Origin of the sequence: Ligilactobacillus sp. LYQ60 (genome assembly GCF_045033015.1) — a bacterium.
Classification (GTDB): Bacteria; Bacillota; Bacilli; order Lactobacillales; family Lactobacillaceae; genus Ligilactobacillus.
Window position 1 is genome coordinate 136,343 of sequence record NZ_JBJFZV010000001.1, and the last position, 14,481, is coordinate 150,823.

The 14,481-nt window shown below is 41.3% G+C and carries 13 protein-coding genes and 1 riboswitch; of the genes, 9 read left to right on the plus strand and 4 right to left on the minus strand.

The features are described from left to right. Positions 1–6 precede the first annotated feature (6 nt). Complete coding sequence (locus ACI3EZ_RS00615) at positions 7–711, plus strand: MIP/aquaporin family protein (protein ID WP_405025454.1); 705 nt, start codon at positions 7–9, stop codon at positions 709–711. Between the two features lie 333 nt (positions 712–1,044). On the opposite strand, the gene ACI3EZ_RS00620 is transcribed toward ACI3EZ_RS00615, so the two are convergent. Further along, positions 1,045–3,165 carry an amidase family protein gene (locus ACI3EZ_RS00620; protein WP_405025191.1) on the minus strand — a complete coding sequence of 707 codons (2,121 nt, stop codon included), beginning with the start codon at positions 3,163–3,165 and terminating at the stop codon, positions 1,045–1,047. 316 nt (positions 3,166–3,481) lie between these two features. On the opposite strand from ACI3EZ_RS00620, the gene ACI3EZ_RS00625 reads away from it, so the two are divergent. Genes ACI3EZ_RS00625 through ACI3EZ_RS00640 form a run of 4 tightly spaced genes read left to right on the plus strand, consistent with a single transcriptional unit; the run spans position 3,482 to position 5,441 of the window. Next, entirely contained in the window at positions 3,482–3,757 is a 276-nt protein-coding gene (locus tag ACI3EZ_RS00625) for an ArsR/SmtB family transcription factor (protein WP_405025192.1), read from the plus strand. An 11-nt stretch (positions 3,758–3,768) separates the two neighbouring features. After that, the gene (locus ACI3EZ_RS00630; RefSeq protein ID WP_405023678.1) at positions 3,769–4,032 is read left to right on the plus strand and encodes a thioredoxin family protein; all 264 of its coding nucleotides are present in this window, start codon (positions 3,769–3,771) and stop codon (positions 4,030–4,032) included. 15 nt (positions 4,033–4,047) lie between these two features. Continuing rightward, positions 4,048–5,046: a permease gene (locus tag ACI3EZ_RS00635; RefSeq protein WP_405025193.1), complete on the plus strand. Its 999-nt coding sequence runs from the start codon at positions 4,048–4,050 to the stop codon at positions 5,044–5,046. An 8-nt stretch (positions 5,047–5,054) separates the two neighbouring features. Beyond that, positions 5,055–5,441, plus strand: a complete 387-nt coding sequence (locus ACI3EZ_RS00640) for an arsenate reductase ArsC (RefSeq protein ID WP_405023680.1) — start codon at positions 5,055–5,057, stop codon at positions 5,439–5,441. Between the two features lie 99 nt (positions 5,442–5,540). Here the strand turns inward: ACI3EZ_RS00640 and ACI3EZ_RS00645 are convergent, their stop codons facing one another. Further along, complete coding sequence (locus ACI3EZ_RS00645; protein WP_405025194.1) at positions 5,541–6,722, minus strand: MFS transporter; 1,182 nt, start codon at positions 6,720–6,722, stop codon at positions 5,541–5,543. A gap of 334 nt (positions 6,723–7,056) precedes the next feature. Here ACI3EZ_RS00645 and ACI3EZ_RS00650 point away from each other — a divergent pair, with 334 nt between their 5' ends. Further along, complete coding sequence (locus ACI3EZ_RS00650; protein WP_405024041.1) at positions 7,057–8,244, plus strand: OFA family MFS transporter; 1,188 nt, start codon at positions 7,057–7,059, stop codon at positions 8,242–8,244. Between the two features lie 246 nt (positions 8,245–8,490). Here the strand turns inward: ACI3EZ_RS00650 and dapF are convergent, their stop codons facing one another. Together dapF and ACI3EZ_RS00660 are read right to left on the minus strand one after the other, a co-directional pair. Continuing rightward, positions 8,491–9,504: a diaminopimelate epimerase gene (gene dapF, locus ACI3EZ_RS00655; RefSeq protein ID WP_405025195.1), complete on the minus strand. Its 1,014-nt coding sequence runs from the start codon at positions 9,502–9,504 to the stop codon at positions 8,491–8,493. Next, positions 9,449–10,816 carry an aspartate kinase gene (locus ACI3EZ_RS00660; protein WP_405025196.1) on the minus strand — a complete coding sequence of 456 codons (1,368 nt, stop codon included), beginning with the start codon at positions 10,814–10,816 and terminating at the stop codon, positions 9,449–9,451. Before ACI3EZ_RS00660 ends, dapF begins: the two co-directional genes overlap by 56 nt. A 187-nt stretch (positions 10,817–11,003) precedes the next feature. Further along, a riboswitch (Lysine riboswitch) is annotated at positions 11,004–11,191 on the plus strand. Positions 11,192–11,297: 106 nt separating this feature from the next. Between ACI3EZ_RS00660 and lysA the strand changes: the two genes are divergently transcribed. From lysA to ACI3EZ_RS00675, 3 genes are read left to right on the plus strand one after another with little or no spacing between them, the layout of a single operon-like run. Continuing rightward, the gene (lysA, locus tag ACI3EZ_RS00665; protein WP_405025197.1) at positions 11,298–12,611 is read left to right on the plus strand and encodes a diaminopimelate decarboxylase; all 1,314 of its coding nucleotides are present in this window, start codon (positions 11,298–11,300) and stop codon (positions 12,609–12,611) included. Positions 12,612–12,613: 2 nt separating this feature from the next. Continuing rightward, positions 12,614–13,327 (plus strand): 2,3,4,5-tetrahydropyridine-2,6-dicarboxylate N-acetyltransferase, encoded by a 714-nt coding sequence (gene dapD, locus ACI3EZ_RS00670; RefSeq protein WP_405025198.1) that lies wholly within the window; start codon positions 12,614–12,616, stop codon positions 13,325–13,327. After that, a complete protein-coding gene (locus tag ACI3EZ_RS00675) occupies positions 13,327–14,481 on the plus strand; it encodes an N-acetyldiaminopimelate deacetylase (RefSeq protein ID WP_405025199.1) in 1,155 nt (384 codons plus the stop codon). The genes dapD and ACI3EZ_RS00675 overlap by 1 nt, the downstream gene beginning before the upstream one ends.

Genomic DNA, 14,481 nt, shown 5'->3' on the forward strand with positions numbered 1-14,481 from the left:
ATTGTGATATCGTCATTCTTAGGCGAATTTTTTGGCACTTTAATTTTGACAGCAATTGGTGTTGGCGTAGGTGCAGGAGTTAATCTTTCTAAGACATTTAGTCGAAATCAAAATTGGTTGTTCGTTTCACTCGGGTGGGGATTAGGAATATCCTTCGGCGTTTATGTTGCCGGAACAATTGGTTCAAAAGGTTTTATTAATCCCGCAATTACGTTAGGAACGGCATTATGTGGTTTATTCCCGTGGGGACAAGTTTTACCGTACTTAATCGGTGAGTTTTTAGGTGCTTTTTGTGGTGCCGGATTGGTTATTGGCGCTTATTATGCTCAATTTAAACACGCTCAAACTGAAGAGGAAGGAAATACAGTTAGTATTTTTGCAACTAGTCCTGCTATTGAAGATCATAAGTTTAACTTTGTCAGTGAGTTAATTGCAACCTTTATTTTTGTTTTCATTCTATTAAACCTAGGTTCGTTTACCACTGGATTAAAACCATTGATTGTTGGATTGATTATTACCGCAATTGGAATGGCTTTTGGGGGAACAACCGGCTTTGCCGTTAACCCAGCGCGGGACTTAGGACCACGTTTAGCTTATGCTCTCTTACCAATTCCTAATAAGGGTGATGCTAACTGGAAATACGCATGGGTTCCAATCGCTGGGCCAATCGTTGGCGGCTTTTTAGCATGTCTATTAAAGGTGCTGGTTTAATTTTAAGTCAGATTAGACGCATACTAATAAGGTTTATAGTATGGATTCTTTATTAAATCCCATCAATTAAAAAAATACGTCACCAATTTTAGGTGGCGTATTTTTTTAATCTCTTTGTTGAAATACAGACACAGCGTTAATAATCTGTACACAAAATTAATTGAAATTACGAACCATTTAATTTAAAAAGATGACACTATTTAAGCTAATTAGGGTATGCGGGTAACAGTGACCATAAAACACTATGTTTAATTAAACTGAAAACGGCGGATAATTCAGCCGTTTTCGCTTCTCAACTAGATATAAAATATCTCCTAAATTAACCACTAGTGGTTAATGTTTTCGCGTAATTTTGATAAAAATTGTTGCGGCTCCCAGTAATCCCCAACCACATAATATGATTCCGAGTGCCAGATGGTTCCCAGTTGCCGGTAATTTTTTAATGTGCATTTTCTTATTAGCAAAAGAAGAAGGGTTACTACCAGATGCCACTACTTGCAGTGTTTGATATTTATAGCCGGATGTTGGCGCTTTCTGACAATAATTGCAACGGGTAGGGGAATAGGAGTAGCTTGATGACTTAGCGCGGTAACAGAAATGTTTTGTTGGTGTTCGTTGTGTAGTCAGAGTGTTTAGTTGTGTTGTTCGTGACCACTTAAATTGTCCATGATCAGCAAAAAACTGTGCTAAAGCAAGCAAAATTCGGTCACTGTACTGTGAACCTTCAAACTGAATTCCCAATGGCAAGCCAGCCGGACTGATATAAGTTGGCAAACTGATAGCGGGCTCGCCTGCAAGGTTGGCTAACTGTGTAAATGGTGTTTTCGTAAGTCCGTGTAACCATGCGTTATAAATTAATTTCATTTGAGCATTAAAAGGTAATTTATTAATTTGACGTAATAACGCTACTTCGTGTGGTAAAAAAGCGGGGTCATCATTTTTCGGGGCAACGGTAGCCGTAGTTGGGGTAAGGTATAGCGGATATTCTTGGTGGAAAGCAGTCATTTGTTGGTGAATTAATTGAATTTCATGTGTCCACTGGTTTTCGATGTCATGCGGCGCCTTAAGGCTTGCTAGGTACAACGCTACGGTCATTGGACTAACTACCGTATTAATGTCGTTAGGAGTTAAATTACGGTGAAGGAAATGTTGACAAAGAAAATTAGCTACTTGACCGTCTGATAACGCCCTTAAGAAATAATTCTGCATTAGTTTTACACCATTAACTGGTGCATCCTGACGGACAACGGTAAAACCATGCGCCCGAAGGAAATCAACAGCCTGATGGACTGCCTGCCGGGCAGCAGGACTAACTGGGGTGCCAACAGGAGATTCATCGGTATAAGCAATTTTAAGGCGTGTTAAATCGGTAGGAACAGCTTGTAATTTGCTAACTTGATCAGGCTTAGCTAAATAAGTCAGTAATGTATTCATATCTGAAACATTCCGGGCATCAACAAAATTAACAACGGATGGCGTTGTCGGATCACCTAGAATCAATCCTTGAGTTGGTTTAAGACCAATAACCCCCGACCAAGAAGCTGGAATTCGAAGAGATCCGCCTGCATCGTTTCCTGTTGCAATTGGAACAATGTCTGCTGCCACAGCGGCTGCTGATCCTCCAGATGACCCGCCTGGATTACGCGTTAAATCCCACGGGTTATGGGCAGTTCCATGAAGCAGCGAAGTGGTGACGTTAATTAATCCTAATTCAGGAAAATTAGTTTCACCAATAACAATGAATCCGAGCTGTTGAAGCCGCTTAACAAAGGAACCAGTATACGAATATGTTTGCTTAGCTTCAAAGGTAAGGCCATTTGTATTAGGGTATCCCTTCAACGGTTGGTCAAGTCCTTTGATTAATAGCGGAACGCCATAAAAAGGCATTGTTTGCGGATTATGTTGTTGTAACGCTTTAAGTTGCGCTTCAGCATAGGCCGGGTTTGTATAAATAACACTATTTAGTTGTGGATTAAGCTGCTTAATTCTTTCATAGGTGTATGCAAGTAATTCTTGGGGAGTTATTGTTCCGTTTTTAATAAGGTGCGCAAGCTGTAACGCAGATTTTCCCTGAACTAATTGACTAATAGAAGAATTATTAGAAGTAGATGCCACCAATGGTTTAGTTTTATATAAAGGTGTAACTGAGGAACTAGACATTAAAGTAGCAGGTTTAGAAACTGCAATTTTAGAAGAGGTCGATTGTGCTACAGCATTCTTTGAGACATTAACGTGACTAATTTCAGTAGAGTGATTATTAGTCGTAGATTGAGCAGCTGACGTTAAAGAAATTTTCGATTGTTGGGATGATGATGTAGCCTTAATGTTAGTTGATGAAATAGCTGTCGCACTAACCTGAGCAGCTACTGCAACAGCTGGTGTGAAACAAAGAATACTAATTAAACTAATTATAATTAAATTTCGTATTGTTCGTAAAAATAGCCGGTTATTCATATGCATTACTCCTTCATTACCAGATAATTAGATTGTATCAGTCTTAAGAAAGCGGTTGCAACAAAGTGAAAAATGTTCATTTTGTTGTTTATGAATAATGTTAATTTCATCAATTAACATTGAGCTTTAAAAAGTACAATGTGAAATGATTATAAAATGTGATTATCGTGATCACTATCCTAATTGTTAAATCAAAGCGGTCCAATCAGGTAATTTAGCAACATCAATAATTCTATTTTTAAATAACAGGATACCGGAAATACATTGACAGTTATAAAACTATTGAAGTATAATCGCACTGGTAGGAGGTGACTAAATGGTTACTATTTTTAAGGCATTAGCTGATAAAACGCGCGTTAATATCATTAAGCTAATTGCTAGGGATCCTGGAATTTGTGGTTGTGAAATTGCAGCTAAATTTAAAACAACTCAGGGAACAATTTCACACCACATACGAATCTTAGTCGAGGCAAAACTCATTATTGACACCAAAGAAGGGCGATCACATTACTATACGTTGAATGTAACGGCCTTTGAACACATTAACGAATTTGTCGATAGTTTAGCTATTCTTGATAAAGTGCAAAATTAGGAGGAATTGTTATGGACATTAAGAAAATTGATGTTTTAGTATTAGGAACTGGTTGCCCTAAATGTAAAAAATTAGCTACCAATGCTCAGCAAGCAGTTGAAACGGGAACCACCGCATCTTGCTCGTTTAAATATGTCACTGATCCTGTTTTAATGGGGCAGTTAGGTATTATGTCCTCGCCAGCACTGTTAATTAGGGGAAAGGTGGTATCTCAAGGCACTTTATTATCATCCACAGAAATTAATAAATTAATGCATGATAATGGGATTATTTAGGAAGAAGGGGGACTAATGTTTAGTTGGATTACTAACAATGTGTTCCGCATGTTATGGTTAAGTCGTTTTTTTAATTGGTTGTTGTACCAGTGTTTTCATTTTTCACGATTTAATCGAATTGCTAGTTCGCTTCATTTCTTCTTATTCGATACGGTTAAGATCTTTATTCTAATGTCAGTTTTGGTTTTTATTATGGGGATTGTCCAATCATATTTTCCTCCAGAAAAAACAAAGCGTATTTTAAGTCGAATCGATGGAATTGGTGGCAATTTAGTAGGCGCATGTTTAGGCGGAATAACACCGTTTTGTAGTTGCTCTAGTATTCCAATTTTTATTGGGTTCACATCAAGTGGCCTACCATTAGGAGTTACCTTTTCCTTTTTATTTGCTTCGCCAATGATTGATATTGCGTCGTTAGTATTGCTTGCATCGTTTATGGGAATGAAGGTTGCGCTTAGTTATATAGTTGTTGGCCTAGTCTTTTCAGTAATTGGTGGTGAAATTATTAAGCACCTTCACATGGAAAACCAAATTGCTGATTATATTCATAACATTAATGGAAATAATGCAGAAGCGGCCGTACAACGGCAATTATCATGGCAAGCCCGTGTTGCAGCTGGTTGGCACCAAGTAAAGGATATTGTCGGCCGGGTTTGGCCGTACATTTTAATTGGAGTTGGAATTGGTGCGATAATTCATGATTGGATTCCTACGCACCTTATCCAATTAGTTTTGGGGAACCATAATCCGTTTTCCGTAATTTTAGCAGTTCTAATTGGGACACCGATGTATGCCGATGTATTTGGTGTAATTCCAATTGCTACTGCATTATTCACCAAGGGAGTTCCAATCGGAACACTCATTGCGTTCATGATGGCAGTCACAATGCTATCTTTACCCGAACTGATTATGTTAAAAAAAGTACTCAAAAACAAGCTGCTAGCAACGTTTATTGCAATTGGGACGTTGGGGATTATTTTAATTGGTTTTGGCTTTAATTTTTTACTGGGGTAGAATAATATATGAAAAATGTTGTTTTTGTATGTGTTCAAAATGCCTGTCGTAGTCAAATTGCAGAGGCATTTGCGAAAAAATATTTACCGCATTGTGCATGTTATTCTGCCGGAACAAACCCAGCAAAAAGAATTAATGCTGCTGCTGTTAGAATAATGAAAGACGTTTATCAAATTAATATGGAACCGGAACAATATCCCAAGTCACTATCACAACTACCGCATAAAATTGATGTACTAGTTACTATGGGGTGTGGCGTAAACTGTCCCTACGTTCCATGTACCCAAAAAATTGAGTGGAATATTGAAGATCCAGTAGGGAAGGATGATCAGTATTTCATAAATGTTATAAAAAAAATAAGAATAAAGGTTCGCTGTTTAGCAGCAATCATTTAAATAACAATGTCCTAATAATTAGGATATTAAAAACAGAAAAGCACGAGTCCTGTGCCTTTCTGTTTTTATTTTTATTAACAATAAACATCCTTCATAGGATTATCTAGTCAATGTTCGTTTTAAATAACCCTTACTAAAGCCAAGGATTATTAAACCAACTACTGCGAGAATTAACCAGGTTATGCCAATCCCAAAACGGTTAACTAATAATCCATTGATTCCAATAATTAAAATGGAAAATAATGATTCAAGAGAATTAAATACAGATGTTAACGTCGTGCGATACCGGGTTGTTGTAATGCTTTGCTGCAATAAAATTGATTGAAGAACTTCGTTTGTCGCTGCTACTAGAGTATATATGCTAAAACTAATAATCGATAACAATAAACTATAATGACGTAATTGTATAACTATAAAAAGAAATACCGTTAAAGAGAATACCTGCCACATAAATAATTGGTTTGTCTTTTTTGTTTTAATGTATTTTGTAATTATTTCCCCGATAAGAGCAGCAATGTTTATTAATACGAGAATATCACCTGTCTTTAAATGTTGTTGCGGCTTTTGAAAAAATAATTGCCATTGATTATAGGGATTAGTAGTAATGAATAGTACCGATAACAAAAATATAAAATAAATCAGCTGGTTGCGCGAAATTTTAGGATAGCGAATTTTGCACTTGATTGTAAGGTCATTCTTACTCTTAGTTGGTCGAACAGTATGGGTTCGAATGATTAACAACTGGATGAGCGGGACTGATAATAACAATAAAAGAATTCCTCCCCATAAAGGGTAGCGTAAATCAATGTTCCCTAAAAATTCTGCACCAATATAACCGCTAATCATGGTTGTTAACGTGTTAAGAAAAGCCTTGTAAGTAAACACTTTACTAATGACGGTGGAATTCGCTTTAATGCAATTAATTATCCATGAATCTAACGACCCGGAATATAATGATTGGCCTAATGCGGTCAGACTTGCTCCCAATAACAAAACAGTAATTTTATATTGTGATGCAATAATAGCTAATAAACCAGCCGCACGAAAGATGCAACTAATCATCGTTAATGGTAATTGCCCGATTCTATCTGCAAGCATTCCCGTTGGAATTTCAGTTAAAAAACTAACAATCCAAAATACTAATAAAAAAAAGTCAATTGCCCCGTTGGAATATCCAATATGCCGCATGTATAAATAAATGGTTCCAGACCAAATTCCAATCCCAGCAGCATATAAGCAGTTTATTAATAAATAATATGTAATCAAACTTTTTTTTCGCATTTTATTTGGATGAGAAGTTATAAATTATGAATATAAATAATTATCATTCGTTACCTACTTACTGAAACAAATTGTACGGGAAATAATGGTGAAAGTCAAAGAATCATTCGTTATATGGTATGACATCATTGGATTATAGGGTTAATAATGATTTTTTTTAAAAATATACGAACATTTATCGGGTTGATGCATAATAATGAACGTGATATGATAATAGCGCTATGTGATACAAAATGCGCGTTTTATTGGAAAATAGCACTTATATAATAATAGAAAGGTGTTTGTTGTGAGAAAGAGGAATATTGTTGCTTTAGCTGGCGTTGCCTTACATTTAATGATTGGTTCGGTTTATGCTTGGAGTGTTTTTTCTAAACCAATCATCGCTGCTACTCATTGGACTGAATCAGCAGTATCGTTTGCCTTTAGTTTGGCAATCTTTTGTCTTGGTATGTCCGCCGCTTTTATGGGACATGCCGTCGAAAAATTTGGGCCGACAAAAACAGGAACTTTTGCAAGTTTCTTTTTTGGCGCAGGAATTGCATTAACTGGTCTTGCAATTCACACCCACTCGTTATTATTGCTTTACTTAGGTTACGGAGTAATCGGTGGTATCGGCTTAGGAGCAGGGTATGTTACGCCCGTATCAACAATTATTAAGTGGTTCCCTGACCGGCGGGGATTAGCGACAGGGCTAGCAATTATGGGCTTTGGATTTGCTGCATTGTTGACTAGTCCGGTTGCTCAATTTTTAATGAAGAGCGTTGGATTGGTTAATACCTTTTATGTTTTAGCAATTGTTTACTTCATCGTGATGATTATTGCTGCTCAGTTTATTAAACGGCCCCAGCCGAACGAAATTCCATGCATTGATAATCAGCGAACAGTCGTTAAATCTACGTATCTTGATGGAAAGCAGTTTACTGCAAACGAAGCACTTAAGACGCGTTCATTCTGGTTATTATGGTTTATGTTCTTTATAAACATTACTTGTGGCATTGGGTTGGTTTCGGCAGCGTCACCAATGGCTCAAGCAATGACGGGTATGAGCGTTGGGAAAGCCGCCATTATGGTCGGCATCATTGGATTATTCAATGGTTTTGGCCGCTTAGTTTGGGCAGCATTATCCGACTATATTGGACGTCCAAATACGTTTTCACTCATTTTTGTTGTCGACATTATTATGTTAATCATTATGTTGGCGCTTAAGCTCCCATTAATTTTTACTATTGCATTATGTTTATTGTTATCTTGCTATGGCGCAGGGTTCTCTGTTATTCCTGCTTACTTGGGTGATGTTTTTGGTACTAAGCAACTCGGCGCAATTCACGGGTACGTATTAACTGCTTGGGCTGCAGCCGGAATTGTTGGACCAATCCTTCTATCGGTTACTCACCAGTTATTGCATACTTACGTGGTTACCATTGTTGCCTTCATCATCATTGATCTAATCGCTTTTGCAATTTCATACTTTATTCGCCGGGATTTCGTTCAGGAAATTCGGTCACAAGCAGAACATAATTAATGAATAATGCAAAAAAATAGGGATTAAAAGTTACGGTTTCCGTGTTTTATGCGTTAAAAAATACAAATTTTTGCTAGACGAAAATTAACTAAAATAAATGGTTGATTCGTCAAGTAAAGCAGGACAATCCACAGGCTATTCTACTTATAGTGGTATGGTGCCAGAAATAATAAAAAACACCCGCGGAGTGGTTTACCACAAACCTCGGGTGTTTTTCTATGTTTTTACTTGGTTTAAAAGTAGGGTTTATTTAGGTAGCAGTTGGTCGCGAATCCATTGTTGATAAGCCTGTTCTTCATTAGTTTGTGAAACTGACAGGGGCGCAAACGCGGCCGTTACCTCAATTTCATGGGTGATCGTGGCGTTCCCAATTAGCTCAATCCACTTTCGCCCATCCTTTTTACGATGAACAATTATTCGAACCATTCCCCCGGGATTTAAGACAGTGAGTGGTTGTTCAACTAACTCCGGATGGTAAGCAGTAACGTAACTAAGACTGACTGCTGCCATTCCCGTACCACAGGCGTTCGTAAAGCCAACTCCTCGTTCGTAGGTTTGTACAAATAACGTGTTCTTACTGCGGATTTCAGCAAAACTAATGTTCACACCATCTGGGAAGTAACGGTTAGGAGCATTCAGGGTTGTTCCTAATCGCTTCAGGGTTGCTTGTGTCGCTTGAACCGATGGAACAAAGCTAATTAAGTGCGGATTAGGCACTGCAACTGCCGTAAAACGTAAGTGGGGATCAAAGGCGGGAATAACGGCATTCACCACTGGATCATTTCCTAAATTAGTCATAGGTAACGCCGCTGGTTGAAACAAAACGGGTGAAATTTCAACACCAATTGCTGGTACCCCAGGAGCAAGGTCCTGATGAACCTGGACGGCAAGCGCCGCCTCGTCAGTTGCAACCTTAAATGACAACGTAGGCGCTTTGTGGGCCAAATACCTTGCAACCGTCCGCAATCCATTACCACACATTTTGGCATGGGTTCCATCACTGTTAATGATGACCATGCGTCCCTGACAGTCTGATTGCGTTGATGGTTGAACTAATAATACACCATCAATATCCCGGAGAACGGGAATCCTTTGGCGTAAAAAATCCGGGAACCGGCTTTCTATTACGGGTAGCTGAGTAGACAGCGGTGGCGGAACAAGAGCAAACCGGTTCTCTGAACCATGTACACGAAAGATTTTCACTTTAAGCACCTTCTTTTTCAAAATAATTATAAATTGCAGCAATCCCGCGGTTAGCATCGTTTGCCCGAACGCCCACCATAATGGAAATCCGCGATGCTCCCTGGTTAATCATGTGGATAGCAACGTTTGCTTGCGCAAGGGCCGCAGTCACTCCGTTAGTTGTTCCAATCCGATCGTGCATTCCTTCCCCAACAACCATGATAATTGCGTAATCATCAATCCACTCAAGGCTATCTGGTTGGATTGCCGCTTGAATGTCAAGGGTAATTTGCCGCCGGCGAACAGGTGTTAACTGAGCGGAGCGCATGATAATGGTTAGGTCGTCAATTCCAGACGGCATGTGTTCATACGAAATACCATGCGCTGATAGGATTTTTAAAATTTTAAGAGTTACGCCAACTTCCTTATTTAACAGATACTTGTGCAGATATAGGGCACTAAAATCCTGCGCACAAGCAACCCCCGTGATCGTTGTTTGGGGGGTGAAATCATTGGCGGGAATAATGCGGGTTCCTTGGTGATGGGGAGCGTTGGTATTTTTTACGATGACTGGGATTTCCCCCGCAATTGCTGGAATAAGGGCTTCATCGTGAAACACGGAAAAACCGGCGTATGCCAGTTCGCGCATTTCCCGATACGTCATTTCTTTGATGGGACGCGGATTGGAAATAATTGCTGGATTGGCCGCATAAATCGCATCTACGTCCGTAAAGTTTTCGTAGCATTCAGCTGCCACTCCCCGCGCAATAATAGCGCCAGTAATGTCTGATCCCCCGCGAGAAAACGTGGCAATTTCTCCGGCAGAAGTATAGCCGTAAAATCCCGGAACCACCAAAACTTCCTGGAAAGCTTGGAGCCGCACCAGGTGATCATAGGTTTCAGGGAGAACCGTTGCATTATTGGGGCCATGTTGATCACTTACAACAATTCCCGCTTCTTTGGGATCAATGAAACGAGCAGGAATCTTCTGATAGTTGAGGAGGGCAGCGATCAGAAAGGCTGTTAGCCGTTCCCCAGTAGCCTTAAACGCGGCCATTAAATAGTCTGCGTTCGGGAAGGAAGTCTCCGCTAAGGAAATAATCGTTTGTGGAATAAACTGTAAGTCACTTTGCGGTAAATTAAAGTACGCAGCAATTTCGAAGTACCGGTGAATAATTTCTTCCCGAATTGCAGCGTAATCATCACGGTGAAGAACGGCGGTTGCGTATGCAATTAATAAATCCGTCACCTTAACATCATCGGCTGAACGTTTCCCGGGAGCAGATACCACCATTATTCGGCGTTTCGGGTCTTCCCTAATAATTGCGATTGCCTGCTCAACGTGTGGCCCATCTGCGAGCGAACTTCCCCCAAACTTAACGACTTTCATGTAATTTCCCCTCCAAATAAGAATTCTGTGAAAGATTACGTATTATTTTAATAACGCATTTGGTGCTGTCAACACCTAAAGTAAAATAAAAATAACAAATAGTGGTGCCATCTAAGGAAGAAAAAAATAATGAAAATTAAATTTCAATTAGCGATTGACATTTAGTAAATAGCAGTGTAGATTAAAAGCAAGTCGAAGAGGCGCGGCCAATATCAGTATCTTGGGTTAGTTTATTCCCGAACGATGATCCCAAGTGAAAGGAGCGGTCGCCGAAGCGCTGGAAAGGGAATTTTATTTCTGGTTTGCTGGGTTGAAGTTTAAGAGACTTCAGACTGTCGCAAGAAAATAAAGGCTTGCGGGGCGCTATCGACATCGGATTTCTACACTAATTTTAATTAACGATTACGTAGATTCCCCTGTGTGACGCGCACACGGGGGATTTTTTTAGCGCCCTGTACTCAAAACGTATGGGGGAATTAAAATGTCATTTTCACACCAATTCGCAACAACGCCAACTGGTCACTTAATGCTCGGGGGATGTGATGCCCTGACACTTGCCCGTAAATACGGAACGCCACTAATCGTATACGACGTTGACCAGCTTAAGGCGGCTGTTTCTCAATTCACACAAACACTTGCCGCTTCGGAGCTCACATCTGCCGTTTGTTACGCAAGTAAGGCATTCTCGTGTATCGCAATCTACCAGTTAATGGCCCGTTTAGGGTGTCATGTTGATGTGGTATCAGGGGGAGAACTCTATACTGCGCTTCAAGCTCACTTCCCACCGGAGCGAATTTGTTTTCACGGAAATAATAAAACAAAAGCAGAGCTAGAATTTGCAATTACCAAGCATGTCGGAACAATTGTTATTGATAATTTCCACGAAATTAACTTACTAAAGCAGGTTTTGACTAACCAGAACGCTACGGTCAACGTGATGCTTCGGGTGACGCCTGGGGTACAGGCACACACTCATCGATACATTACGACTGGCCAAATTGACAGTAAGTTTGGGTTCGATCTCGCTTCAGGGCAGGCAACTACCGCGTTGCAGTGGATTTTAGCCTGTCCCCGCATGAACTTCATTGGGGTTCATGCTCACATCGGTTCACAAATCTTTGTACCGGATGGCTTCGTTACGGAAATTAACCGATTATGCACCCTTATTGCACAATGGGCCCGTAACTTTGCGGTAATCCCCGCCGTACTTGATATTGGCGGGGGATTTGGCATTCAGTATACAAATGATGAGCACCCGGTTCCCGTGAAGACGATTCTTCAAACAATTACCACCACTGTCAAACAATCTTTTAAGCAAGCCCATTTGCCACTGCCAGCCTTGTGGGTCGAACCCGGGCGGGCCATCGTTGGTCCCGCCGGAACTACGCTATATACCGTGGGGAGTGAAAAACACCTCCCCGGGAGATTACCGTACGTCGCCGTCGACGGGGGGATGGGCGATAACATTCGACCAGCCCTATACGATGCCCACTACACTGCATTAAATGCTGCATGTCCAACCGCCCCCGCAATTAACCGGATTCGGTTAGTTGGAAAGTACTGCGAATCGGGAGATGTTTTAGTGGATGATTTACGAATTGCACCGTTATCCGCAGGAGACATTGTGGCGATACCAGTAACCGGCGCATATGGTTATTCAATGGCATCTAATTACAACCGAAATTGCCGACCGGCAGTCGTTTTTGCACAGCGCGGACATTCGCAACTCGTAATTCGACGTGAAAGCTATTCACAACTAGTAATTAATGATTTGCCGTATGAAGGGAGTAATTAAAAATGAAGCAAATGAATACCCAAGAAATAATTAACTACATTGGAAACGCCCCTAAAACAACGCCCGTTCGGGTTTATCTTCAAGGAAAATTTACGACTGTTACGTTCCCAGCAGAAATCACCAGTTTTCATACACCAACCATGGCAATTTTGATTGGTGATTGGGGAAAGATTAAGCCCTTTATTACGGCGCATGCCACAGTAATTGAAACAACCCACGTCGAAGTACTTGCTCGAAATAGCGCCGTTCCGCTGCTAGACTACATTGACACGGATGCTCGAATTGAACCCGGAGCGATTATCCGGGACCAGGTTAAAATTGGAAACCGGGCAGTCATTATGATGGGGGCTATCATTAACATCGGCGCTGTAATCGGGGAAGAATCGATGATCGATATGGGCGTAGTCCTAGGGGGCCGAGCGCAAGTCGGCCGGCATTGTCATATTGGCGCGGGGAGCGTTTTAGCCGGAGTAATTGAACCGGCAAGCGCGCAACCAGTTGTTATTGAGGACAACGTTATGGTTGGCGCCAATGCAGTTGTACTAGAAGGCGTCCGGGTTGGCTACGGGGCAGTCATTGCCGCAGGCGCAGTGGTGACACATGATGTGGCTCCCAACACCGTCGTTGCTGGGGTCCCAGCTCGGATTATTAAAAAGAAAGATAACCGAACGGCAAACAAAACAGCACTTGAGGATGAATTAAGGGGGCTGGATTGATGACACAGTTTACGGATAATGATTTAGTCCAAATTCGGCGTCAGTTGCACCAAATTCCAGAACTTGCCCTCCACGAAGCAAGGACGCACGAATTACTCCTCCAAATTGTTAAATCGTTTAACCAACGATACCTGACAATTCGGACGATTCCTGAGCTTCCAACCGCCTTACTGGTCCGTGTTCAAGGGAGTGCATCACAGCGAATTATCGGTTACCGAGCAGACATTGATGCGCTCCCCGTTACGGAGAAAACCGGCTTGCCGTATGCATCAAAGTTTTCCGGGAAGATGCACGCATGCGGGCATGATTTTCACATGACGGTGGCACTGGGAATTTTGAATTATTTCAGTGAACACCAGCCGAAAGACGACCTGTTATTCTTTTTTCAACCAGCCGAAGAACAGGACTACGGCGGGAAGCGCGCATTTGACCATAAGGTATTTACAGGAAAGTGGTGTCCGACTGAATTTTACGGGCTTCATGTTAACCCCGAACTGCCGGCAGGGGCAATTGGGTGCCGGCAGGGGACGCTCTTTGCGGGTACAACTGAATTTGACCTGACGCTCCACGGTAAACAAGGACACGCAGCCTTTCCTCACCGAGCTAATGACATGGTCGTTGCAATGGCGGCATTCATCATGCAGGCCCAAACGATTGTCGCACGGAACATCGATCCACTCAAAAGTGGGGTGGTAACGATTGGGAACGCGACTGCCGGGACAATCCGCAACGTGATTGCCGGAACGGCCCGCATTACAGGAACAATTCGGGGATTAACACAGGAAACGATTCTTCAGATTAAGCAGCGGTTACAAGCCATTAGTGATGGAATTGCAACCAGCTTTAATTGTACGGCGGACCTAACAATGCATCAGGGGGGCTATCTTCCCGTCGTTAACGATAAGCAGTTAACAGCCCGGTTTATTAAATATATGAAGAGTAATCCTGCAATCACGTTTATTCCAACTTCCCCTGCAATGACGGGAGAAGATTTTGGCTTCCTACTCAGTAAGTTTCCGGGCACAATGTTTTGGCTGGGAGTTGGAACAGATGCATCACTTCACTCCGCCGAGTTTGCCCCTAATGAAGCTGCATTAAGCGCGGGAATGAATGCAATGGTTAACTTTTTAATTACAAGAATGGAGGAAAATTAA

Coding starts and splice junctions, on each gene's coding strand:
- lysA (WP_405025197.1), top strand. CDS start 11,298: ATGTCATTTTCACACCAATTCGCAACAACGCCAACTGGTCACTTAATG.
- ACI3EZ_RS00640 (WP_405023680.1), top strand. CDS start 5,055: ATGAAAAATGTTGTTTTTGTATGTGTTCAAAATGCCTGTCGTAGTCAA.
- ACI3EZ_RS00620 (WP_405025191.1), bottom strand. CDS start 3,165: ATGAATAACCGGCTATTTTTACGAACAATACGAAATTTAATTATAATT.
- dapF (WP_405025195.1), bottom strand. CDS start 9,504: ATGCTAACCGCGGGATTGCTGCAATTTATAATTATTTTGAAAAAGAAG.
- ACI3EZ_RS00635 (WP_405025193.1), top strand. CDS start 4,048: ATGTTTAGTTGGATTACTAACAATGTGTTCCGCATGTTATGGTTAAGT.
- ACI3EZ_RS00660 (WP_405025196.1), bottom strand. CDS start 10,816: ATGAAAGTCGTTAAGTTTGGGGGAAGTTCGCTCGCAGATGGGCCACAC.
- ACI3EZ_RS00675 (WP_405025199.1), top strand. CDS start 13,327: ATGACACAGTTTACGGATAATGATTTAGTCCAAATTCGGCGTCAGTTG.
- ACI3EZ_RS00645 (WP_405025194.1), bottom strand. CDS start 6,722: ATGCGAAAAAAAAGTTTGATTACATATTATTTATTAATAAACTGCTTA.
- ACI3EZ_RS00625 (WP_405025192.1), top strand. CDS start 3,482: ATGGTTACTATTTTTAAGGCATTAGCTGATAAAACGCGCGTTAATATC.
- ACI3EZ_RS00650 (WP_405024041.1), top strand. CDS start 7,057: ATGATTGGTTCGGTTTATGCTTGGAGTGTTTTTTCTAAACCAATCATC.
- dapD (WP_405025198.1), top strand. CDS start 12,614: ATGAAGCAAATGAATACCCAAGAAATAATTAACTACATTGGAAACGCC.
- ACI3EZ_RS00630 (WP_405023678.1), top strand. CDS start 3,769: ATGGACATTAAGAAAATTGATGTTTTAGTATTAGGAACTGGTTGCCCT.